Annotated in this window: 19 protein-coding genes; 13 read left to right on the forward strand and 6 right to left on the reverse strand. The window is 69.4% G+C overall.

Annotation, left to right across the window (positions count from 1 at the left end):
* Window positions 1–37 precede the first annotated feature (37 nt).
* The 3 genes from AB0F17_RS10835 (at window position 38) to AB0F17_RS10845 (ending at window position 1517) form a co-directional block, all read left to right on the forward strand.
* Window positions 38–274: a hypothetical protein gene (locus tag AB0F17_RS10835; protein WP_358019665.1), complete on the forward strand. Its 237-nt coding sequence runs from the start codon at window positions 38–40 to the stop codon at window positions 272–274.
* Entirely contained in the window at window positions 271–699 is a 429-nt protein-coding gene (locus AB0F17_RS10840; RefSeq protein ID WP_358019668.1) for a type II toxin-antitoxin system VapC family toxin, read from the forward strand. The genes AB0F17_RS10835 and AB0F17_RS10840 overlap by 4 nt, the downstream gene beginning before the upstream one ends.
* A 137-nt stretch (window positions 700–836) precedes the next feature.
* Window positions 837–1517, forward strand: a complete 681-nt coding sequence (locus AB0F17_RS10845) for a hypothetical protein (RefSeq protein WP_358019671.1) — start codon at window positions 837–839, stop codon at window positions 1515–1517.
* Here AB0F17_RS10845 and AB0F17_RS10850 read toward each other — a convergent pair.
* Together AB0F17_RS10850 and AB0F17_RS10855 are read right to left on the reverse strand one after the other, a co-directional pair.
* A complete protein-coding gene (locus tag AB0F17_RS10850; protein WP_358019674.1) occupies window positions 1429–3384 on the reverse strand; it encodes a hypothetical protein in 1956 nt (651 codons plus the stop codon). The genes AB0F17_RS10845 and AB0F17_RS10850 overlap by 89 nt on opposite strands.
* Window positions 3385–4329: a class 1 isoprenoid biosynthesis enzyme gene (locus AB0F17_RS10855; RefSeq protein WP_358019677.1), complete on the reverse strand. Its 945-nt coding sequence runs from the start codon at window positions 4327–4329 to the stop codon at window positions 3385–3387. It lies immediately after the preceding gene.
* A gap of 370 nt (window positions 4330–4699) precedes the next feature.
* On the opposite strand from AB0F17_RS10855, the gene AB0F17_RS10860 reads away from it, so the two are divergent.
* A complete protein-coding gene (locus AB0F17_RS10860; RefSeq protein WP_358019680.1) occupies window positions 4700–4822 on the forward strand; it encodes a hypothetical protein in 123 nt (40 codons plus the stop codon).
* A 224-nt stretch (window positions 4823–5046) separates the two neighbouring features.
* Here AB0F17_RS10860 and AB0F17_RS10865 read toward each other — a convergent pair whose 3' ends face one another.
* The gene (locus AB0F17_RS10865; RefSeq protein WP_358019683.1) at window positions 5047–5745 is read right to left on the reverse strand and encodes a hypothetical protein; all 699 of its coding nucleotides are present in this window, start codon (window positions 5743–5745) and stop codon (window positions 5047–5049) included.
* A 225-nt stretch (window positions 5746–5970) separates the two neighbouring features.
* On the opposite strand from AB0F17_RS10865, the gene AB0F17_RS10870 reads away from it, so the two are divergent.
* The 4 genes from AB0F17_RS10870 (at window position 5971) to AB0F17_RS10885 (ending at window position 10433) form a co-directional block, all read left to right on the forward strand.
* A complete protein-coding gene (locus AB0F17_RS10870) occupies window positions 5971–6672 on the forward strand; it encodes a hypothetical protein (protein ID WP_358019686.1) in 702 nt (233 codons plus the stop codon).
* Window positions 6673–6999: 327 nt separating this feature from the next.
* The gene (locus AB0F17_RS10875; RefSeq protein ID WP_358019689.1) at window positions 7000–7737 is read left to right on the forward strand and encodes a hypothetical protein; all 738 of its coding nucleotides are present in this window, start codon (window positions 7000–7002) and stop codon (window positions 7735–7737) included.
* A gap of 226 nt (window positions 7738–7963) precedes the next feature.
* Window positions 7964–8809 carry an acyl-CoA thioester hydrolase/BAAT C-terminal domain-containing protein gene (locus AB0F17_RS10880; RefSeq protein WP_358019692.1) on the forward strand — a complete coding sequence of 282 codons (846 nt, stop codon included), beginning with the start codon at window positions 7964–7966 and terminating at the stop codon, window positions 8807–8809.
* Between the two features lie 208 nt (window positions 8810–9017).
* On the forward strand, window positions 9018–10433 hold the full coding sequence (locus AB0F17_RS10885; RefSeq protein ID WP_358019695.1) for a hypothetical protein: 1416 nt from the start codon (window positions 9018–9020) through the stop codon (window positions 10431–10433).
* A gap of 90 nt (window positions 10434–10523) precedes the next feature.
* Here the strand turns inward: AB0F17_RS10885 and AB0F17_RS10890 are convergent, their stop codons facing one another.
* Both AB0F17_RS10890 and AB0F17_RS10895 read right to left on the reverse strand, forming a co-directional pair.
* Entirely contained in the window at window positions 10524–11477 is a 954-nt protein-coding gene (locus tag AB0F17_RS10890; RefSeq protein ID WP_358019698.1) for an aldo/keto reductase, read from the reverse strand.
* Between the two features lie 9 nt (window positions 11478–11486).
* Entirely contained in the window at window positions 11487–12701 is a 1215-nt protein-coding gene (locus AB0F17_RS10895; RefSeq protein WP_358019701.1) for a cytochrome P450, read from the reverse strand.
* Between the two features lie 268 nt (window positions 12702–12969).
* Between AB0F17_RS10895 and AB0F17_RS10900 the strand changes: the two genes are divergently transcribed.
* The 5 genes from AB0F17_RS10900 (at window position 12970) to AB0F17_RS10920 (ending at window position 21403) form a co-directional block, all read left to right on the forward strand.
* Window positions 12970–14520: an FAD-dependent monooxygenase gene (locus AB0F17_RS10900; protein WP_358019703.1), complete on the forward strand. Its 1551-nt coding sequence runs from the start codon at window positions 12970–12972 to the stop codon at window positions 14518–14520.
* Window positions 14513–15382 carry a phytanoyl-CoA dioxygenase family protein gene (locus AB0F17_RS10905; protein WP_358019706.1) on the forward strand — a complete coding sequence of 290 codons (870 nt, stop codon included), beginning with the start codon at window positions 14513–14515 and terminating at the stop codon, window positions 15380–15382. The genes AB0F17_RS10900 and AB0F17_RS10905 overlap by 8 nt, the downstream gene beginning before the upstream one ends.
* Before the next feature lie 69 nt (window positions 15383–15451).
* The gene (locus AB0F17_RS10910) at window positions 15452–16501 is read left to right on the forward strand and encodes a ketoacyl-ACP synthase III family protein (protein ID WP_358019709.1); all 1050 of its coding nucleotides are present in this window, start codon (window positions 15452–15454) and stop codon (window positions 16499–16501) included.
* Window positions 16502–16538: 37 nt separating this feature from the next.
* Window positions 16539–17597 (forward strand): ketoacyl-ACP synthase III family protein, encoded by a 1059-nt coding sequence (locus tag AB0F17_RS10915; RefSeq protein ID WP_358019712.1) that lies wholly within the window; start codon window positions 16539–16541, stop codon window positions 17595–17597.
* On the forward strand, window positions 17597–21403 hold the full coding sequence (locus AB0F17_RS10920) for a beta-ketoacyl synthase N-terminal-like domain-containing protein (RefSeq protein WP_358020858.1): 3807 nt from the start codon (window positions 17597–17599) through the stop codon (window positions 21401–21403). Before AB0F17_RS10915 ends, AB0F17_RS10920 begins: the two co-directional genes overlap by 1 nt.
* An 82-nt stretch (window positions 21404–21485) precedes the next feature.
* Here the strand turns inward: AB0F17_RS10920 and AB0F17_RS10925 are convergent, their stop codons facing one another.
* The gene (locus AB0F17_RS10925) at window positions 21486–23288 is read right to left on the reverse strand and encodes a sugar-binding domain-containing protein (protein ID WP_358019715.1); all 1803 of its coding nucleotides are present in this window, start codon (window positions 23286–23288) and stop codon (window positions 21486–21488) included.
* Between the last annotated feature and the right edge of the window lie 4 nt (window positions 23289–23292).

Here is a 23292-nt window from a genome sequence, read left to right on the forward strand (position 1 = left end):
CCCGCTTGGGACAAGGGCCGCGCGTACACTCGAAGACATGACCGCCGCCCATGACTACGACGACGTACACCACCTCGTCGAGCAGTTGACCCCCGACCAACTCGTCGAGGTCCGCGCCCATGCGCTCCGGCTGGTCACCGGTCGGCGGACCTTCGTGCCGTGGAGCGAAGTCAAGCGCACCGCCAAGCACCTGCCACACGTCGACCACGCCGAGTTCCGTAGCGACGTCGACGCCACGCTGGACCAAGACATCCTGCTCGGTGACGATCGGTGAACAACCCGATCAACGTCCTGCTGGACACCTCCGCCATCATCGACCTCGAGCGGCTCGACGACCAGCGCGTCGCCGACAGCCTCGGTTGCCGACCCGGCGATCTTCGCCCGGCCATCAGCTCCATCTCCATGGCCGAACTCGCAGCCGGTCCACACGCCGCCAAGACCTCCGACGAGCGAGCCATACGACAAGCAAGGCTGCAATGGGCAGAATCCACGTTCGACCCCATCTCATTCGACCAAGACGCAGCCCGCTCCTACGGGATCATCTACGCCCTCGTCCTGAGCCTTGGCCGCCAGCCCCGCAAGCGCCTCGCCGACCTTCTCATCGCATCGGTCGCCGTAGCGAACAATCTCCCCTTGGTGACCCGCAACCCCGACGACTTCGCAGGGCTGGATTCACAAGTCCGGGTCGTTGCCGCCTGAAGCAGCCGACGGCCGTGATCTCACCTTCAAGAAAGCGTCGCTTCATCTGATCGTGAGTCCCTGGGCTCCTGTTCATACCGGAGGATGAACCGGCAGGTCAGTAAACACCGGGCGGCTTCTCGGGTGATACTGGCAGGATGCCGGTCACCTACGGGCCCGAATACTCCCGCCCCGACCTGCCGGTCCCGCTCGTGCCGCTGCCCGGGGTGCCCGTGGCAGTCCGCCGAGTTCTAGGCGGGCCGTCGCCGGAGCGCGCCGCCACGGCGACGTTCGGCTGGGCGCTGCTCACCGCCATGCTCGCGCTGGCGGCGACCTTTGTGCCGCATCCGGCCTTCTCGGCCGCCACCTGGCTGGCCGCAGGGTACGTGGTGGCGCGGGTCGTGACGCTACGGCTGCTGGCTCGGGCCCAGCGCCGATTCGAGCCTGCCTGGCTGGCCGCGCAGACGCGGGTGCTGCGCGGGCACGGGTTCGACATCCTGCGTTGTACGGTCGGCGGGCGGGTCTGCGACCTGACCAGGCCGGGCGACGTGGCGGCGCTGACGTGGGCCGCGCCTGACGCGGAGGTGGTGCTGGAGTTCGGCTACCGGCCCGCGGCGAGCGGGCGCGTCTCGGTCGAACGGGTCCGCCGCAGGCGCGCGGAGCTGGAGATACGGTACGCGCGCTTCGCGCCGGACAGCGGCCGGGTGCGCTTCCCCGAGGCGAGCTACGTCATCGGCGCGAGCGGCCGGGTCACGGCCTGGTCGCTGGTCGGGCGGGCGCTTCTGACTCCGGCGGTTTCAGCTCAGCTGCGGCCTGATCCTGCAGGAGTTCGTGCCTGAACTGGTAGTAGGGTCCTGTACGGCGGAGCACCCCGCGCTCGTAGGCGTCGAGCAGGAAGGCCATCAGCCGCAGCGGCAGCACCCGCCGCGACGCGTACCATATCCGGACATTGATGAACCGCCCCCACGCGCTCGGTGCCATCATCGTGACGCCGAACCCGGCCGCGCCGAGCACCACGCCACAGGCGGCGCCGATGAGCGTCTGTTGCCACCGGTCAAGGGTGAGCAGCAGCACGTGGTCCCTGACCCGCAACCCGGCCTCCATCCACCAGCCGAGGTAGGCGCCGACGGCGAGCCCGACCAAGCCGCCCGCGGTGAAGGCCAGCAGCACGGCCGCCCGGTCGTTACGCAGGAAGCCGTCAGGCGTGCCCGCCTTGTCGGCGTTGGCGGGGGCCAGGGCGAGGGAGGCGGTCAGGAAGCCGAGCAGGAACACCGCGCCCTCGGTGAGCGCGAAGGTCACCCCGTCGTACAGCACCAGGACGATCACCATGCCGGGCGCTACGCACACCAGGCCCTGGCCGAGGCGGCGCAGCAGGTAGCGCCGGGTCAGCGTCTTGCGCAGCTTCGGCCGCGCCTCACGCGGGTAGTGCTGCCTGGCCAGCGACACCGCGAAACCACCGGCCAGCCCGATCGCCAGGCCGAACCACCAGCCGATCTGGCCCAACCCGTACAGCGTGAACACGGCGGCGCAGAGCGGCCCGAAGATGGCCATCCCGAGCACGGCCTGGAAGACGGGGACCACCGCGCGGGGCACCGCATGGTGCAGTTCCCACCAGGCCAGGTCGCCGGTCCCCCGGCGGTGCAGGAAATCGGCCAAGAACCGAAGGTAGCGGGCCGCCTCGTCGGGGCTCCATCGCTGGTCGGCCTCCGGTTCCGGCCGGTAGACGGCCGGCACGAACCCGGCGACCAGGCCCTGCCTGATCCGCGCGGCGGTGCCGTCGATGCGCGGGGGGTGGCCGCTCTCGCAGATGCGTGCCGCCAGGAAGATCATCAGCGGGGTGTCGAGCGCCTCGGCCAGCGGACCGTCCGGCTCCGCGCGCAGCCGGGCGACCAGCGCGGCGGCCTCGGGAACGTCGCCCGAGCGCGACTCCAGGTATCCGGCGACCCCGGTGGCGTCCACCGGCAGCAGCCGTACGACCGGCGTCCCGGCGAGCCTGCGGGTGACGGGGCCGGTGAACGCCTCGACGCGGCTGGTCAGCACGTACGGCGAGCCGGACCAGTCCTCGTCGATGGCCCTGACCACCTCGGCACGGCGCGCCGGCGGCACCTCGTCGAAGCCGTCGAACACGGCCAGAAGGCTGCCGCTCCTGATCAGCCGTTCCAACGCGAGGGGCGCGGCCCGCAGGAACGGGTACTCGGCGACCAGCCGCAGCGCCAGCCACTCGCGCAGGGCCAGCTGTGGCTCCCACGACGACAGCGGCAGCGTGACCGGGATCGGCCGGTGCTGCACCGAGGACATCCGCAACGCGAGGAGCAGGCCGAGCGTGGTCTTGCCCGAGCCCCGCTCGCCGGTCACCACCACGCGCCCTTTCGTGGTGAGCAGGTGGTCGGCCAGCTCCTCGATCGTTCCGGGCAGCGGGTGGCCGGACTTACAGCGGATCGGGATGCCGCGGCTGTGCGGGACGTCTCGGTTGCCCGCCTCCCGCCTGGCCGCCTGCATGACCTCGTCGGCCAGCCGGTCGGCCAGGTCGGAGGAGTCGTCCGAGGGCCCCGCGCCGCGCAGGGTGCCGATGTAGGCCACGACGAGGGCGGCCGCGGCGATGACCGCCTCGACGTTGGACCAGCCGCCCACCGCCAGCCGTACGACTGCCAGGATGACGAACGCCAGCGGGAGGATGACGAGAACCGCCGTCTGCAGCCTGCGCATCTACGAAGCTCTCTTCGGGGGGATGGCGTGGGTGCCGCCGGCGAGCAACAGCCCCAGCGAGGTGTTTCCCTTTCTCGTGGCGCGTCTGTTCCCGTGGTGTTTGAGCACGTCAGCCAGCAGGACCAGGAGGAGCGTCGCGGTGAACGGCCGGGCGGCGGCTGCCCCGTAGCAGGCGGCCAGCCGGGGCCGCAGCGCCCGCAGCCGGGCGCCCACCTCGGCCAGGCTCACCTCACCCCGGTTGAGCGGGGTGCCGATGCCGTCGCACAGGTCGGCGTCCTGGTCGAGGTAGTCGTCCAGGAGCTGCAGTGCCTCCCCCGCCTCCATCACCGCCTCGCGCTGCACCACACTCATGTCCGGATGCACCAGGCCGAACAGCACGACGCCCGCCAGCCCGCCCTTCCCCCGAGTGATCTTGCCGAGCTGCGCCGGCGGGGTGGCGGGATCGCGCTGCGTACGGGAGAGCATCTGGTAGTCGTGCAGTTCGAGCAGTGCGGTGTGCCAGAGTTCGCCGGGCGCACGGCGGTGGATCTCCGCGTAGAGCGCGGCCAGCAGGCGTCGGTAATGATCACGTGGTACGGCATGCTCGCCGGCCTTGAACAGGGACGTCACCCAGGAGTCGATCTCCGGGTCGCCGTCGTTGTCGATCAGGTCGTCGTAGAGCCGGGCGACCGATCCGGCGAGCATGACCAGCTCGCCGTCGCAGGGCCGCCCCGCCATCCTGGCGTAGGCATGGATACCGACGTTGAAGGACAGCGCGGTGCCGCGCAGGGAGGCGATCATCGCCTCGCGCTCAGGCCCGGAGAACGTGCCGCGGACGATCGGTTCCACGGCCCGCTCGAAGTCACGCACGGCGTCGGGAGCGCAGGCGACCGCGTCTTTGAGCGCGATGGGAAGGGCTATCGCCAGCCGGGCACAACGCAGAACGGTCAATAGGTCGCGAATCACTGCGCTCCCATCGGCAGACGGTGAGCGCATGATGACATGGCGCCGAGCTACGGTAAATACGGGGGCTTTCCGTGTTGACAGCCCGCGCATTCACCTCGATTTCTCCGCGACATCGCGTCGGCTGGGTCTTCTTCGCCCGGATCTCGGGCCAGCGCGGGCACAATGTTCAGGCGGCGCGCATATGCGGCAGTAGGTGCACGTGGATCTCATCAGTGGCCCACGCCGCTTCGTTCCTCAGCCCTGGACATCGTTGATCTTGTCATGTTGATCAAAGAACACCGCCCTCGCCGCCGTGCTGGCTACGTCGTCAACTGCTGCGTCCGCGCCCAGTGGATGGAATGACGACGCCGGCTGGGGCTCGGTCACAGTCATGGCCGACCGTAGACACATCACGGTCTGCGACCTGAGCACCAACGGCCGAGCCGTCCCAGTCGAGTACGCCACTACCTACCTGCAACCGGGGGCGGTGGTCGACACCGACGGCGCCCAATAGGGGTGGGACACCGCAACCAGGCCACCACGGCATTGACGAACGGCGGGGCTCACTGCGAAAGCAGCGCTCATCCAGCAGCGTTCACCGTTAGACCGGTCACCGACTGGGTCGCTCTCAAGGCGTGGGCGATGGACGGTGCTGGGCGCCCTCCAATTTCTGGCGCTCCAAGGTGGCGCTGAACTCGTCGCCTGCGGCATAGTCGCCCCTGATGTTGAACCTGGCCTCTAGCCGACGAGGCAGAGGTAGCTGGCCATAACCCACCCCTCGCGTTTGACATCGCCCTCGACCTGTCCGAAGCGCCAGTATGTCGTCCGCTTGCTGATCACAAACCTCTCGCCGACGCGCAAGTGTCCCAGCAACTGACCACCACGCACCTGACCGGGCTGGCTCAGAATCGACCGGTCCCGGGGTGAGCACTGGCGATACACGGGCTGTCCCTCGACGGGCCAGATCTGACCGGCGTCATCCCCGACGAGAGGCCACAGCCACATCATCGCACCTGTCGCGATTGCCACCAGAAGAGCTACGGCAGCGAGGATCTTCGTCCGCATCGACCAGGACGAGAGCGTGCGTAACCCTCGATGAGAACGCCCTGGTAGAGGCGCTTCCTGCGGCGGAGGGCTTTCGGGAGTTCCGACTGAGAGCCGGTCGGCGTGGGTGTCATGTGCGCCCGTCCATAGTTCGTACCATTCCTGCCTATTGGCGATCTTAAAGTAGTCCAAAATGAGGGCGATTTTGTCCCATTCTGGGACGGTCTTGCGGTCTTTCAGCCATCCTCGTAGGGTGCTGGCCTTTAGGCGAAGTTCTGGCGAGTTTCGTTCGCTATACGTTTGAAGCTTGGGAAGCGTCCCCTTTCCCTTGGAGTCTATGAGGCGCTTTAAATGATCATAGAAGGCGTTGATCGGATCCGGGTCGGACAGCATGGACGGCAGTCTGCCAAAACTGGCGCAACATGGCTACCTGGACAAACGGGATGATTAGCGCGCGAATCGCGCGGACTCGGCGCGATTCGCCGGGCATTTCGGATTTCGCCTTGCACCCGCAGCGGTCGACTGCCAAAGTTTCCACGGTCGCCCGGCAGCGGCGACATTTCCTGATACGCAATCCACACCCCACCAATTTCCTGACAATTCACCATTCGGTGGAGAATGTCGCGTTTGGTGGCGGCTGCGAAGAACAAGGAGGGGATGTTCGTGAAGGTCTCCGCACGACTGCGAACCGCCGTACTCGCCGCCCTATCGGTACTCCTGGCCGCAGGACTGACGGCCAGCGCCGCACCTACAGCGCTCGCCGGGACGGCCTCCGACCCGGCTCCTGAAACGGAGCGGGACAAGCTGCTCATCTTCTACGACACCACGGCACCCTGCACCATCATGACAAACTATGGCCAGCCGGCCGTCGCCTGGCAGACCTCGGCGGGTACCCATCTGGTGTGGCGCTACAACATCGACGCCACCTGGGCGATGATCTCCCAGCCGTCACGCAAGGACTCCGTCGGGTTTCCCTGGTGGGGCGTCACCCAGCGCTCCTGCCTCGGCAACTCCATCAAGCAGAAGGACTACCCCGCCAGCGTCCCCGTCCCGAGCTCGATCCAGACGGGACGCTCCCAGCAGGAGGACGGATGGCGTCCGGTGCAGTGGAACGTCCCGCCCAGCCCCATCGTCCGGCGAGGCGTCAAGGTGACACGGAACGCCACCCTGCGCGACCCCGCCCACTTCGTGCTGGGCAATGTACCGGCCACCTGGCAGGTGGACCTCACGGCGACACCGTCACCCACTAGTTGGTGGATCAAGGTATACGTGCCGGCCCTGAACCGCTGGGGCTACATCGAGCGAGTCGCCCTGTCGTAGCCAACCAAGCAGCCGCCTCGACCGGAACGCGGCCCATCGGCCTTCCAGGCGGGCCGCGTTCTCGTCGGAGAGCTCAGGAGGGCGCTAATGAACGCGGCAGCGCCCAGATGACTCCGCTTATCTCACCCCGATCGGTTCACACCGAAGCGCCGTGCGTCTGTCCTTGGTGATCGGGGGTTCGCGTCGGTGCCCGGTCTACTCGATCGCCACGCGACCTGCGGTCACCGCGTACCGACGGGGTGAATTCTCCGCTACACCCAGCCGTGGAATACGTCCGGCTGATGTACCACCGGACGCGCCCGTCTCTGAACCGCAAAGGAAATGAAAATGAGCTTCATCGACGTCCGCACATGCAGTCGACTCGCGGCAATAACGGGTGCCCTGGCGATATCACTCCTGTCGGCACCCGTAGCGCTGGCGGGGACCGCCTACACGACTAAGGACGGCGCTATACCCAGCCCTAACGAGGGCAAGGATGAGCTAGGCGCCGGCGCTCGGATAACGAACCGCCCATTCGGCTACTACATCGGCCGCATAATGCCCCAGTCCGCTTTTATCCAAGTAGGCCCTAGCCAGCTGAACCACGCCTACGGCCGGCTCCAGGGGTCCGGAGTCAACATGTGCGGATGGATCCACCTGAGTGCTCGTGGCGCTCGTACCGGAGCCCGTCCAAACAGCTGCTCCACTGCCACGGCCAACACCATGTGGCAACGTACGCACATCGGTAGAAAGTTCAGCGCACCAGCAGGCACCAAAAAGCACAGCGGAGTCTCCATCAAGGTAGCAACCGGCCAGGGAAAAGACTGCAGGCTCTACTATAATTACTTCACCGGAACGAACTTCACCCGCGGAGCACTTCGCGACCCAGCGCACCCCAGCGAGCAAATAGGAAAAAGGTCAGGTCAAGTCAATTACCGCTTCCAAACGCTCGACGGAAAAGCCGTCGTCGTCCTGGACGAAGACTATGGCTGGGGATTCATCAGACCAGAGTGTGTGACGATGCTCGACGCCAAGACCAACCAGCCAATCCCGACCTTCAACGACCCTGACCGCAAGAACCAATAACGCCCTCCGATCGCTACGGCTGGCTCGCGGCACACAGCATGGCCTAACCTCTGCCCTCGGCCGACTCGATTGAGTCGGCCGAGGGCAGAGGTCGCGCACGATGCTTACCAGCCTCCCGGCTCGGCTGCGGTCCGTCGACAGAAGCCCTGGGGCGGTGCGGAACTGCTGAGAGGGCGCGACCCCAGTAAAGTGCTGGTCCGCCGAGTGCTGAGAGGTGAGGGTGGACATGGATGAGCGGGAACTGACCGAGCCGTGGGAAGGCGTCCTGATCTCTCCAGGCTCCATCAGTCACACCGGCGTCCTTGTTCTGGCGGGGTCGAGCGGTCGTATCGAACGGGACAGGGCCCGCATCCTCGCTCAGGAGGGGATGACCGCGATGTCGATTCGATGGTTCGGCGGTCCCGGACAATCACCGGGCATCTGCGAGATTCCGCTGGAGACGTTCGTGTCCGCCGTCGATCTGCTCGGATCCACCGGAGTGCGGCGCATTTGCCTGCTGGGGTCGTCCAAGGGGGCGGAGGCCGCCCTGCTCACCTCCGTTCATGACCCGCGTGTTGACGGCGTCGTGGCGTTGTCGCCCACCTCGGTGGTATGGGGCAATGTCGGTGCAGGGCGAGACGGGCGGCAACGCCCTTACCGGTCGTCCTGGACATGGAAGGGACAGCCGCTGCCCTTCGTCCCCTACGACGATGACTGGACGGCTGCCGAACCGGCGAACGGTCCGGTCGCTGTGCGCGGCTGGTACGAGCGCAGCCAACGGACGTTCGCCGACCTACTGCACACCGCCGAGATCCCTGTCGAGGAGGCCGAGGCCGACGTGCTGCTGGTGGCGGGAGGGGACGATGCGATGTGGCCGTCCCTCCCGTTCGCCGAGCGACTTGTCGTCCGTCGTCATACCGCTGGTCGTACAGCTCGTCTGATCAGCCTGGCCGAAGCCGGGCATCGTCCGCGTCTTCCAGGGGAAAGTCCTGCTCCCGCGTCGCCGCACTTCCGTTACGGCGGTGACGCTGTCGCCGACGCCGAGCTCGGGGCTGCCGCCTGGCCGCACATCCTCAACCTGCTGCGCGGCTGACACGATCCGGCCCGATGCCATCACCGGTCCGATCGAAGCCGAAGCTCGACGGCCGGACAGGTCCGTCGGCGCGGAATCCGGGCCTGGTCGGCTCCAGCGGCCGGGCATAACATGAGGCGGCTTCGGCGAAAGCGCGACTCCAGCCCCCCGGCGGCCCTGCACGCACGGGTGCGCGCGACAGACGGTCCGCATCGAAGGGGTCAGGGCATTGAGCATCTACGGCGGTCTTGAGTACACGGAGGACTCCAACCTCACGAATCTGGTGTCCTGCGAGGGCAATGTGAATCCGGGCCACGCGGTCGCCCCGGAGAGAACGCTGTCCATCGGCGGTCAGAACATCGGCGTCTACAGCATCGACCCCACGAACGACGCCTGGCTGGGCAACCCGCGCAGCAGCGACCACCAGGTCTGCAAGAGCGGGCGGGTCAAGCTCACCAACGACACCCTCTCCGCGGAATGGGTCATCGAGGCTCATGAGGTCGACGGCCTGACCGTCGACACGATGATGAAGAACATGAAGGACGACATCGGCACGCTCATCGCCCTGCGGCAGCAGATCAAGCAGACGGTCGACGAGGCGAAGGCCGCGACGAGCGCGACGAATCTCATCGTCCTGGCCCCGGGCGCCGCGACCGACCTGTACCCACCCGGCGCCCAAGGGCTCTTCTATTACCGCAAGGCGGCCCCGGCGGCCACCGGGACCGCTCAGATCACCGTGCAGTACCGCACTCTCGCCACCATCACCCGCATCTGCCTGATCAACGCCGCCAGATGGCTGCCGGGCAAGAAGATCGAGCCCGGCGACGACGTCGAAGTGGTGGCCGGCACCACGGGAGTGATGCACAAGGCGAAATACGAGACCGTCGGCAGCTCCAGCCACGCCGCCGCCCAGACCTTGCTGGAGGAGCTCACCAAGCAGGCCACGGCGATCGCCAGTGTCGGGGGCATCCTGCTGTCCAAGAGCCAGGTCGGCCTGGTCATGCTGATGATCCTCAACGACGCGATGGCGTCGGCGATGAGTCGCCACGCGGACACCATCGGCCAGGCCGCCGACAAGAACATGCAGCGCCTCTTCCCGAAGTCGCGCCGCAACGACTACGTGCTGGCCGTCGCCCAGCGCCCGATCGCGGACACGTACATGACCACCCTGCGCGCGAACGTCACCGCCGCCGCCGACGCCATGGGCGAACTGATCTGGAACAGCTGCGACGCGCTCGCGCTCGAGACCAGCATGACGAAGAACGAGCTGTCCCAGGGATCCGACGGCGTGCAGGGCAAGGCCAAGGCCATCGCGGAGACGGAGCGGCGGGCCATCCAGGGCCAGAAGATCCTTCCCATGGAGCTCGACGGGATCAAGAACGCCGTCCTGGGAGACAAGGGCGCGCTCGTGGCCCGGTGGATCAAGCGAGCAGTCCTCGCCTACACCGACTGCACCACGAACGCCACCGAGCATTACGACACCACCTCCGGGCACAGCCACGTGATCACGTCCCTGGCCCTGACGCCGATAGCGGGAGACACGTACGCCGCCGTCTACGAGCTGCGCCGTAACGAGATCCCCATGACCAAGGAGCGCCAGGACGAGGTGCTGGGCATCATGCGCAAACTTTTCTCCGCCGTCTGACGGGTCACCCGCGGATCGAACTGATTGTCCCGGCGCGACGACTCCTTGTATTCATTGCAGGTGGTCGTCCTGACCTTTTCTGTCAGACCTTCAGGAGAGCGGCACCGGCTCAGTGATCTCGGCCAGTTCCAAGGCGGTCGGTTCCCAGTCGCCGGCCGCCGCGTTGGCCCGGATCTGCTCCGGGCTCGTCGCGCCGGCGATCACCGAACCGCAGCCGGGCAGTGCGGCCAGCGCACCGATGGCCACGTCCAGGAGGGACCGGTCGTGCTCGTCGGCCCAGAATCTCAGTGTCTCCACCCGGTCCAGCTTCTCCGGTGTGACGAGGTGGGGACGCTCCGCGAGCCGGGTCCCGGCCGGCGGTTCCTGCCCGCGTCGTACCTTGCCCGTCAGCAGCCCATGGGCCAGTGGGAAGTACGGCAGCACGCCGACCCCGTAGTGCAGGGCCGCCGGCACCACCTCGCGCTCGGCGCCACGCTCCAGCAACGACCAGTGGTTCTGCGCCGACACGAACGCCGCGCATCCTCTCTCGCGGGACACGTGCGCGGCCTCGGCGATCTGCCAGCCGGCGAAGTTGGAGCTGCCGATGTAACGTACCTTGCCCTCACGCACCAGTTCGGTCAGGGCGTCCAGCGTCTCCTCGATCGGGGTGACGCCGTCGGGGAAGTGGTACTGGTAAAGGTCGATGTAGTCGGTGCGCAGGCGGCGCAGCGACCCCTCCACCGCTCGCCTGATGTACGACCGGCCGCCCAGTGTTCCGCGCGCCTGACCCTGGCCGTAGTCGGGGCGGTTGCCCTGGCTGGCGAACTTGGTGGCCAGGACCACCTCATCCCGTCGGCTGGCCAGCACTTCGCCGAGTATCTCCTCGGAGGCGCCCGGCACCGCGCCGTACGACTCGGCGGTGTCGAAGAGCGTCACACCCTCCTCGATCGCCGCGTCCACCACCGCCCTGGTACGGGTCACGTCGATGCGCGCACCGATGTTGTTGCAGCCCAGCCCGATCACTGACACCCGGAGGCCCGAGTCGCCCAAGGTCCTGTAACGCATGATCCAAAGCTACCTTCCGCTAGAACGGCCCCAGGCGACCGGCAGCCGGTCCACTCCGTACACCGCCATGCGGTCACGGGTCGGCACCTCGGCCGCCGGAACGGCCAGGCGCAGGTCGGGGAAGCGCTCGAAGAGCGCGGTCAGTGCGATACGGAGCTCGGCCCGCGCGAGCTGCTGCCCGAGACACTGGTGGATGCCGTGCCCGAACGCCAGGTGCCCGGTCGCCGAGCGGTCCATGTCCAGCTTGTCCGGGTCGGGGAAGCGTTCCGGATCCCGGTTCGCGACCGGCAGGGCCAGCACCACGGTCTCGCCGGCCGCGATGACCTGGCCATCGATCTCGACGTCGACCAGCGCGGTGCGTCGTACGTCGAACTGGAGGATCGACAGGTACCGCAGCAGCTCCTCGACCGCCGGTCCGGTGAGTTCCGGGTCCGCGGCCAGACGGGCCCGCTGGACCGGGTCGGTCAGCAGCGCGAACGTCCCGAGCGAGAGCATGCTCGACGTGGGCAGATGGCCGGTGGCCAGCAGCACCATCCCGAGGTTGGTGAGTTCGTCGTCGGTCAGGTCACCGGTCGCCACGGCGTGCGCCAGCAGCCCGTCGTCCGGCGGACTGGATTCGGCGCGCAGGCGCGCGAGGATGCCGCGTACCGTCTCGGTGATCGACAGCACGGCACCGAAGGTCTGTTCCGGCGTGGAGTCCAGGTTGTTCATCACCGCGGTCGCCGCCTGGATCAGGTGCCGATCCTGTGCGGGGACACCGAGCAACTCGCAGATGACCAGCGCCGGAACGGGCATGGCGAACGACACCACGAGGTCGGCGGGCGACCCGCTGTCCGCCATTTCGTCGAGCACCTGCGCGGTGTACCGCCGGATCGCGGGCGTCAGCTCGGCGACGCGACGAGACCCGAAGTGGCGACTCAGCAGGCGGCGGTACCTGGTGTGGTCAGGCGGGTCCATGTGCGGAAAGATGCCCGGCGGCGCGGGTGTCGGCCGCTCGTGCGCGCGCTCACCGCCGACCGGCTGGTGCAGCAGCTCACGCCGGGTGCTGAAGCGTGGATCCGCCAGGATGGCGCGGGTGACGGTGTATCCGGTCGCCACCCAGCCGAGGTGCCCGTCGGGATAGGCGAGCCGGCTGAGCAGCGGTCGGTTCCGCAGCTCGACCGGTGGGTCGAAGGGGTTGGGCCGGTCGGTCTCCAACGGCTGGGCCTGCCGGCCATCACTCATCCGCAGTCTCCCACCTGGGCACCGGAGCAGGAACCGACCCCGGCACACCATTGATCATCAGCGTTGAAGATTATGCATGGTTGGTCCGAAAAATGACACCACTAGTCATATATGGACCCTCCGATTAACATCGGCGCTGACCGCCCGGACACATCTGTCAACACTCAGGTTGCGAGACCGCCGTACGCAACGCCGGTCTGTGATGAGCAACCCGACAGCTCTTCCAGCAGGCTCTTTTCTCTCCCCAGCAGAGGTGTGAATGGCGCACGTGGCGACACAGGTCGCGGTTGTCGGCGGGGGTCCGGTGGGGCTCATACTCGCGTGCGAGTTGGCTCTCCACGGCGTCCCGGTGGTGGTGCTCGAACGACTGCCCGAGATCGAATGGCGTCCGAAGGCGGAAGGCATCACTGGACGGGCGATCGACATCATGGACCGTCGCGGTCTCATGATCGGGGTCACCGAGGCGCCTGCCACGCCACCGACGGCCGAGCAGCAGGAACGCATCGCCGCAGGTGAGCAACGGCCGGACAGCCTGCTCCCCAAGGCGTTCCCCGGCGCGCGGCATTTCGCCAGCATGTTCCTGCTCCGCCCGGAGTCCCCCGACCTGCTGGTGCCCCAGCAGCTCCTGGAGGAGGACCTGGCGCGGCGCGCGGTGGAGCTCGGCATCGAGGTACGGCGCGGCCACACCGTAATCGGTTTCACCCAGGACGACGACCGGGTGCTTCTCGAGGTCGACGGTCCTGACGGGCCGTACCGGATGGAGGCGGAATGGCTCGCCGGCTGCGACGGCGGCCGGAGCCTGATCCGGAAGCTGTCCGGCATCGCCTTTCCCGGAACGGACGGCATCACGACCGGCTACCGTGCCTTCGCCGAGATCGACGACCCCGGATTCCACCTCCCCGGCTGGTTCCGCAAGGACGGCGGGCTCCTCGTGTACGAGGAGGGACCGCCCCGGTTCATCACGTTGGAGTTCGACGGCGCACCGGCGAATCGGGACGCGGCCATCACGCTCGAGGAGTTCCAGGAGGCACTGCGCCGGCTCAGCGGCACCAAGGTGACGGTCACCGAGGTCAAGAAGATCACCCGGTTCACCGACAACGCGCGGCAGGCCGAGACGTACCGCAGCGGGCGGTTGGTGCTCGTCGGCGACGCGGCGCACGTCCACTCGCACTGGAGCGGCCCGGGGTTACGGCTCGGGATGGGAGACGCCCTCAACGTCGGCTGGAAGCTCGCCGCGGTCGCGCGCGGTTGGTGCTCCGAAGACCTGCTCGACACCTACACCTCCGAGCGGCACCCGATCGGCGAGCAGACGCTGGAGGTCCAGCGGGCCTCGATCGCGTTGATGCGGCCCGGACAGCACGTCGACGCGTTGCGCCGGCTGCTCACGGAAGTGCTGCTTCGCGACGAGGCGAACCGGCAGCTCACCGCCCTGATCGACGACCTGCACATCAGCTACGACATGGGCGACCCGTCGCTGACCGGTCCGCTGGTCGGGCGCTACAGTCCGGACCTGCGGCTACGGTGCGCCGACGGCACCGTACGGGTCGCGGAGCTGCAACGCAGCGGGCGGCCGCTGCTGCTCGACCTCGCCGCCGATCCTGAGCTGCGCGCACTCGCCGAACCCTGGGCCGACCGGGTCGACGTGGTCACGGCCGAATGCGCCGAGGCCCCGGCGGACGCCCTGCTGATCCGGCCGGACGGCTTCGTCGCCTGGAGCACACCCGCGGACCAGGCGTCACTACTGGCCGCCCTCACCCGATGGTTCGGGCCGCCCGGACCGTCTGACCACCCGAGCGCCTCCGGAGGCCGGAATGAGTGATCGCAAGCTGACCACACTGCCCGCGTCGGCCCCGGTCGACGAGGCCATCGAGGTGGTCGAGCGCGACGGAACAGTGATCATCGAGGACTTCATCGACGCCGCCACGCTCCGCGGCCTGTGGGACGACCTGGGCCCGGCCCTGAAACGCCAGGAGGACGGCGACGGGCGGCTGGTCGGCAAGAAGACCCGGATCCTGCCCGGGCTGGTACGCCGGAGCGAGCACTCGATCACGATCATGCGGCAACCGCACTTCCTGGGCAGCGCGCGGCACTTCCTGCAGCGCCCGGTGCGGGCCTGGCTCGGCGAACAGCGCGTGGAGCTGGTCCCGACGATCCAGCTCGGCATCTCGCGGGTGATCCAGATCCAGCCCGGTGTGCCGATCCAGGGGCTGCACCGGGACGACACGGCCCACCTCCGTAGCCACCCGGGTCCGGAGAGCCGGGTGCAGGTCATGGTCGCCGCGAGCGACTTCACCGCGCACAACGGCGCCACCCGGCTGATTCCGGGGAGCCACCGATGGGACGACGAGCGGGCCCCCAGCGATGACGAGGCGATCCCCGCCGAGATGCGGGCCGGTTCCGCGTTGCTCTGGCTCGGCAGCACCTACCACGGCGCCGGCGTCAACGCCTCCGACGCGCCTCGTACCGGCCTGTCGTACGCCTACGACCTCGGCAACCTCCGCCAGGAGGAGAACCATTACCTGTCCCTTCCGCTGGACACGGTCCGCGGCTACCCCGAGGACATCCAGCGGCTCCTCGGCTACGAGGCCTGCCCTCCCATGTGCGGCCTGTACGAGCTGAGCGATCCGATGCTGCTGCTCCGCGACGGGCCGGAGAACCCCGCGATGTCCGGCACCCAGTGAGACCCGACGACTTTCGTGCCACCACGCCCCGCGCCGCGGCGTGCCGCGCTGATTCAGCAAGGAGGACGGATGCGCACCTCTGACATTTACCTGCGCAGTATCGGCGTCCATCTGCCGCCGGTGGTCAGCATCGAGACGGCCGTCGCCGAGGGCCGCTATCCGGCCGACGAGATGGAGTACTTCCGCCTCGGCGGCGCGGCGGTGGCCGGGGACGTACCGGCTCCGGAGCTCGCGCTCCGCGCTGCCCGGCACGCCTTCGAGCGTTCCGGCGGGATGTCGCCGCGCGATCTGGATCTCATGCTGTACGCCGATGTCTGGCATCAGGGGCCGGAGGGCTGGCAGCCGCAGTACTACCTGCAGCAGCACCTCATCGGCGGCGACGTCCTGTCCGTCGAGGTGCGGCACGGGTGCTGCGGGCTGTTCAGCGCGCTGCAGCTCGCCTGCGGGTATCTGCGGCCGGGCGGCTCCGCGCTGCTGGTCGGCGCCGACAACCACGGCACCCCGCTGGTCGACCGGTGGCGCATGATCGAGGGCAACGTGATGGGCGATGCCGGGTGCGCGCTGCTGGTCACCACCGACACGGGGTTCGCGCAGCTGCGGTCGGTAAACGTTATCGTGCTGCCGGAGGCCGAGTCGGTCAACGACGGCGGCGTGCCGATGTTCCCGCCGGACGCGACCGTGGGCCGGCCGCTCGACTTCGCCGCCCGCAACCGTGACTTCCGCAAGCGACTCTTCGCCGGCGACGGAGCCGACATCATGCTGGCGATCCAGTCGACGCTGATGGACCTGGTCGAGCGCACGCTCAAGGAGGCGGGGATCACGCTCGACGAGGTGGCGCGCGTCGCCTTCCCCCACGGGCGCTGGGACGACCTGGAGAACCGGGGGGTGAACTGGTTCGGGCTGACCTTGGCCGACACCACCTGGGAGTACGGCGCCGGCATCGGACACCTCGGGGTCAGCGACCAGTTCGTCGCCCTCGACCATCTGCTGGCCGACGGGGCGCTCGCCCGCGGCGACTACGTGCTGCTCATCGGGCTGGGCGCCGGCACCACCATGGCCTGCGCCGTCCTGCGGATCCTCGACATCCCCAGGGAGTACGCCTCCGACGGGCCCGGCTGAGCGGGCATGCACATCGACGATCGACTGTGGAGGCGGCATGGAGACGGCGGACATGTACATCAGCGGAGTCGGGTCGTACCTGCCTGCCACGGTGAGCGTGGAGCACGCCGTGGCGGCGGGTTGGTACTCCGCCGAGGAGGTCGAGCTGCACCGGCTCGCCGCGGTCGCGGTGGCCGGTGACGTCCCGCCGCCGGAGATGGCGTTGCGCGCGGCTCGGCGCGCGGTGGCCCGCAGCGGGCGCTCCCCCACTGATCTGGACCTGCTGCTGTACGTCTCGACCTGGCATCAGGGCCCGGAGGGATGGCCTCCGCAGGCGTACGTGCAGCGTCATCTGGTCGGCGACGATGTCCTGTCGACTCAGCTCAAGCAGGGCTGCAACGGCATGTTCACCGCCTTGGAGCTGGCCGCGAGCTACCTGCGCGCGCCCGGCCGCCAGGCGGCGCTGCTGGTCGCCGCCGACAACTACGGAACTCCGCTCGTCGACCGGTGGCGGATGCTGCCCGGGGCCGTCGCCGGTGACGCGGGCAGCGCCCTCGTGCTCGACACCGAGCCGGGGTTCGCCCGGCTGGCGTCGGTGTGCACGATGTCGGTGTCGCAGGCCGAGGAGATGCACCGCTGCGCCGAGCCGTTGTTCCCGCCCGGCGTCACCGAGGGTCGCACGGTGGACTTCGCGGCGCACAACGACGTGTTCCGGCGGCGCGCGATGGTCGAAGGCGACGGGACCAAGGTGCTGGTGACGCTGGACGAGCGGATGGGCGAAGTGATCGACCAGGCCATGTCGGAGGCCGGGATCAAGGCGGATGACGTGACCCGGGTGGCGTGCATGAACACCTCCCAGGAGATCGCCGACCAGATCTGCGAGCACCGGCTGGGCATTCCGGCGTCCCGGTCGGTGTGGGACTTCGGCCGGACGATCGGCCATTGCGGGGCCAGTGACCAGATCCTGGCGCTGGAGCACCTGATCCACGGCGGCGCCCTGGGACCCGGCGATCACCTGCTGATGTTCGGCTTCGGTCCAGGCGTGACCATCTCGGCCGCCGTTGTGGAGATTCTCGAGTCGCCCATGTGGGCGCTGATGCGGGGAGGCGATGTGTGATGGATCGACCGGTCGAGATGATCGCGCTGATCGGGATCGGCTGCCGTCTGCCTGGCGGTGTCGGCTCGGCGGACGACTACTGGAACCTGCTGTGCGAGGGCCGGGACGCCAGCGGACCGGCGCCCGCCGACCGCTGGCGCGACTACGCCGATCGCGGCCCTTCGTACGCGGCGGCGTTACGCCGCACCGTCCCGTACGGCAGCTTCCTGGAGGGGGCGGCCGACTTCGACGCGGAGTTCTTCGGGCTCTCGCCGCGCGAAGCGGAGCTGATGGACCCGCAGCAGCGCCTCGTGATGGAGACCGCGTGGGAGGCGCTGGAGCACGCCGGGGTGTCGCCGGACGCGCTGGCCGGCACGGACGCGGGCGTGTACGTGGGCGTCTGCACCGGCGACTACGGGCATCGCCTGCTGGAAGACCTGCCTGACATCGAGGCGTGGACCGGGATCGGTGCCGCCGCCTGCGCGGTCGCCAACCGGGTGTCGTACGCGCTCGACCTGCGCGGCCCGAGTATGGCGGTGGACACGGCTTGCTCGGCGTCGCTGGTCGCCGTCCACCTGGCCGTACAGGCCCTGCGCTCCGGAGAGACCGACGTGGCGCTGGCCGGCGGGGTCAACCTCATCCTGTCTCCCGGCGAGACGCTGACCCTGGACGCCGCGGGCACGCTGGCACCGGACGGTCGGAGCAAGTCGTTCGACGCCGCCGCCGACGGGTACGGGCGGGGCGAGGGCGCGGCGGTCGTGGTGCTCAAGCGGCTCGCCGACGCCGTACGGGATGGGGACCGCATCCTCGCCACCATCCGCGGCAGCGCGGTCAACCAGGACGGCCGCACCGCGGGCATCATGGCGCCGTGCGGCCAGGCGCAGGAGCACGTCATGCGCCGCGCGCTGCGGCAGGCGGGCATCGAGCCGGGCACGGTCGGTTACGTGGAGGCGCACGGCACCGGCACCGCGGTCGGCGACCCCCTCGAAGCCGGCGCGCTGAGTGCCGTGTACGGGGCGGACCGGCCGGCGGAGCAGCCGTGCCTGATCGGGTCGGCCAAGTCCAACATCGGCCACCTCGAAGGGGCCGCCGGCGTCGCCGGCCTGGTCAAGGCGGTGCTGGCGCTCGAACGCGATGAGCTCCCGCCGAGCCGGCTCGACACGCCCACTCCGGCCATCGACTGGAAGGGCAACGGGCTGCGGGTGGTCGACGCGCCGACGCCGTGGCCCGCCTCCGACTATCCGCGCCGGGCCGCGGTCTCCGCCTTCGGCTACGGCGGCACCGTCGCCCACGTCGTCCTCGAACAGGCCCCACCGGCCGAGGGGACCGCGGACCGGCTGTCTTCGGTGTCCGCCAACGGGACCGCAGGCCAGCCGTCTCCGGTGTCCGCCAACGGGACCGCGCGTCGGCTGTATCCGGTGTCCGCCGCGTCGCGGGCGGCGTTGCGGCAGGCCGCCGGGAACCTCGCCAGCGTCGTCGGCCAGTTGCCCCCGGCCGATGCCGGGCACACGCTCGCGCTGCGCCGAGCCCACCTGCCGCACCGGGCGGTGGTGGCGGCGGAGAACCCGGCCGCGCTGGCCGACCGGTTGCGCGCCCTGTCGAGCGGCGCCCCGCACGACGCGGTGACCACCGGGCGGGTGCTCGTCGATCCCGGTCCCGGCCCGGTGTTCGTGTTCTCCGGACACGGCTCGCAGTGGGCCGGCATGGGCCGGGAGCTGCTGGCGACCGAGCCGGCGTTCGCCGCGGTGATCGACGAGCTGGAGCCGGTGTTCGCCGCCGAGATCGGCTTCTCGCCACGGGAGGTGCTCACCGAGGATGAGCTGACCGAGGTGGACCGGATCCAGACCATGATCTTCGCGATGCAGCTCGGCCTCGTCGAGCTGTGGCGCGCGTACGGGGTTCGTCCGCACGCGGTCATCGGCCATTCGGTCGGCGAGATCGCCGCCGCCGTGACGGCCGGGGCGTTGAGCCGCCTGGACGGGGCCCGGTTGATCTGCCGCAGGTCCCTGCTGCTGCGGCGGGTGGCCGGCCACGGGGCGATGGCCATGGTGCAGTTGCCGTTCGCCGAGGCGGCGCGGCTGCTGGGGGACCGTACCGACGTGGTCGCCGCGATCGCGTCGTCGCCCGGCTCGACGGTCGTCTCCGGTGATCCGGACGCCGTGGCCGACGTGCTGACCGGCTGGATCGAGGAGGGCATCCCGGCCCGCCGGGTCGCCTCGGACGTGGCGTTCCACGGGCCGCAGATGGATCCGCTCCTGGCCGACCTGACCGCCGCCGCGGCCGACCTCAAGGTCGGTGTCCCTGACATCCGCGTCTACTCGACGGCGCTGGACGATCCGCAGGCGAGCCCCGGCTTCGACGGCGCGTACTGGGCGGTCAACCTGCGCCGGCCGGTACGCCTGGCCGATGCGATCGCGTCGGCCGCGGCCGACGGATACCGCGCGTTCGTCGAGCTCTCCCCGCACCCGGTGGTCACCCACTCGGTGCTGGAGACGCTGGGCGCGGGCGGGCACGAGGAGATCTTCGTCGGCGCGTCGTTGCGGCGGAACCGGCCCACGCGGGCCACCCTGCTGACCAGTGTGGCTGCCGCGCACTGCGCCGGCATCGAGGTGGACTGGCATCGGCTGCAGCCGGCCGGCGGGCCGGTCGTGCTCCCCTCCTATCCCTGGCAGCACCGCACGCACTGGCGTACGCCGTCGGCCCCGGACACCGCCGGTCGCGGCCACGATCCCGACACGCACACGCTGCTCGGCGACGGCCTCGATCTCGCGGGCACCGACGTACGGCTCTGGCGGACCGGCGTGGACGACCAGACCCGGCCCTATCCCGGCAGCCATGCCATCGAGGGCGTGGAGATCGTGCCGGCCGCGGTGCTCGCGGCGACCTTCTTCGCCGCCGCCGGAGGTCAGGCGCTCGGCGAGGTGACGATGTCGGCGCCACTGCTGACCGCAGACCGGCGCGAGGTCCAGGTCGTACGGCAGGGAACCGGGCTGCGGCTGGCCGCCCGTGCGGCGGGCGAACCGGACGCCGCCTGGCAGATGATCGCCACCGCCACGGCGCTCGCCGAACCGGGCGAGGCGCCGTCTTCCCCGGCGCTGCCGCTCACGTCGGCGGAGCCGGGCCTGGTCATTGAGCGGCTCGCCGCCGTCGGCGTACCCGAGACCGGGTTCGACTGGATGGTCAAGGAACTGCTGCGCGGCCACGGCGCACTGCGCGCCCGGGTACAGTGCGGGCCGGCCGCCACCTGGGCACCCGTGCTGGACGCGGCGATGTCGGTGGCGCCGAGCGCGTTCCCCGGTGACCCGCTGCTCCGCATGGTGACGCACGTCGACCGGCTGGTCACGGTCGGAGAGCCACCGGCCACGGTGGACATCGAGGTGTGGCTCGACCCCGAACGCGCCGACACGGTGCAGGTACGGGTGACCGACGACGCCGGTGCCGTCGTCGGCTGGCTGTCGGGACTGCGGTACCCGGTGATCGACGTGCCGACCCCCTCGGAGAACGGCACCGAAGGCGTACGGCCCGCCGAATCGATCGCCGGCCTGGGGCCGGTGGAGCTGCGTGCGTTCCTGCTGGAGGAGGTCAGTGCGCAGATCGCCCAGGAGATGCGGCTGGCCCCCGCCGACCTGTCGCCCCACCGGCCGCTGGTCGAGCAGGGGCTGGACTCGGTGCTGACGGTGGTCGTCCGGCGGCGGCTGGAGAAGCGGTTCCGCTGCTCGCTGCCGACGACCCTGCTGTGGCGGCAACCGACCGTCGCTGCGGTCTCCGACTACATCGCCGGTCTGGTGTCCGCCTCGAACGGTAACGGGAACGGTGACGCTGGGTGAGTCCCGCACGGTCAGTGGCGTGGTGCATGAAGTCGGCGGGCGCGGCCAGGGGCGCTCGCCACCGCGCCCCTGGCCTGCTCGGTCACTCGGCCTCCTCGATGGCGGCCGGACGTAGTTGGGCCGCGCGGATCCGCGAGACGTCCAGCTTGTTCGTACGGTCGAAGCGATAGATGCCGTTCTGTTCCTGGAAGACGTCGGTGAGCTGTGTGTAGCAGTAGCCGAACATCCGAGGGTCGTTCAGCAGGACTCCGACCAGCCCGGCGAACCGCTGCTGGAGTTCCTCCTCGCTCGCCGGGCGTTCGCCGTATCCCCAGGAGCGCTCCTCGGGGCGTATGTCCGGGTTCCACCAGATGCCCCCGAACTCGCTGCAGAAGTACGGCTGGCCCTGGTACGGCACCGACCATGCCGTGCCGTCGGGATCGGCGTTGACGTACGGCGTCCCGTCGGCCAGGCCCGCCATCAGCTTGCCGAACGCCTCGGGATCCTGCTCGTAGCAGTGTGAGTCGTAGACGTCGGCGCCCGGAACACGATGCGCGTAGCCGGACGCGTCGAGCACCGGGCGGGTGCGGTCGGCCGCCTTCGTGGCCAGGTACATGCCCCAGGTGACGTCGTCGAGCACGGTGATCTGGTCGGTCCGCCGCTGCCAGGTCTCGTTGAGCGGGCACCAGCCGACGATGGACGGGTGGGAGTGGTCGCGCTCGACCGCCTCCAGCCACTGGGTCACGAACGACGCGGTCGGCTGCTGGTTGTCGCCGGGAGGCCCGTAGGTGTTGGCTCCCCAGTCCCCGAACTCGCCCCAGACCAGGAACCCAGCCCGATCGGCGTGGTACAGATACCGCTCCTCGAACACCTTCTGGTGCAACCGGGCGCCGTTGAACCCCGCGGCCACGGCCAGCTCGATGTCACGGCGCAGCGCCTCGTCCGTGGGCGCGGTCATCAGGCCGTCGGGGTAGTAGCCCTGGTCGAGCACGAGCCGCTGGAAGCGGACCTCGCCGTTGAGCAGGACGGCCCGCCCGTCGATGGTGACAGAGCGGAGCCCGGCGTAGCTCGTGGCGGTGTCGACCACGGCGTCGTCGCCGTCGAGCAGGTCGATGCGCAGGTCGTACAGGTGCGGGTCCTCGGGGGACCACAGCCGTACCCGGTCGTCCGGCAGCGGCAGCCACACTTCGGGGGCGAGGTCGAGGTCGGCGCGCGCCTGCGCCCGCACGACCTCACCGGTCTGGTCCGACACCGTCACCCGGACTCGGTGCCCCGGGCGGTTGGCCGACACCGGCACGGTGACCCGGAACGCGGACGCGGCGACGTTCGGCGTGATCTTCGGCCGGCCGAGGTGCGCGTCGGGCACGGGCTCGCACCACACCGTCTGCCAGATGCCGGTGGTGCGTCCGTAGAGCGCGCCGTGGCCCTGGTAGGTGGTCGCCTGCTTGCCGCGCGCCTGTGGCCCGGTGCGCGGATCCCTGGCGCGCACGACCACGGTGTACGCACGCGCCGGGTCGGCCGCGGCGGCCAGGTCACAGCTGAACGAGGTGAACCCGCCCCGGTGCCTGCCGGCTTCGGCACCGTCCACCCACACCGTGGTGTCGTGGTCCACCGCCTGGAAGTGCAGCAGCACCCGCCGCCCGGCCCAGTCTTCCGGCACCCGGACGGTACGGCGGTACCAGACGGCCGGATGGAAGTCCGGGTCCCCGATGCCGGACAGTTCGGACTCCGGGCAGAACGGCACGACGATCTCGCCGATCAGGTCCCGGTCGACCAGGCCACGCTCAAGCCCGGAGTCGCCGGGATCCCGCTCGAACTGCCAGGCTCCGTTCAGGCACTGCCATGCGGTGCGGACGAACTGCGGACGCGGGTACTCCGGGCGGGGAATGACGGTCTGCACAAACACTCGC

Origin of the sequence: Nonomuraea sp. NPDC026600 (assembly GCF_040638335.1) — a bacterium.
Lineage (GTDB): Bacteria > Actinomycetota > Actinomycetes > Streptosporangiales > Streptosporangiaceae > Nonomuraea.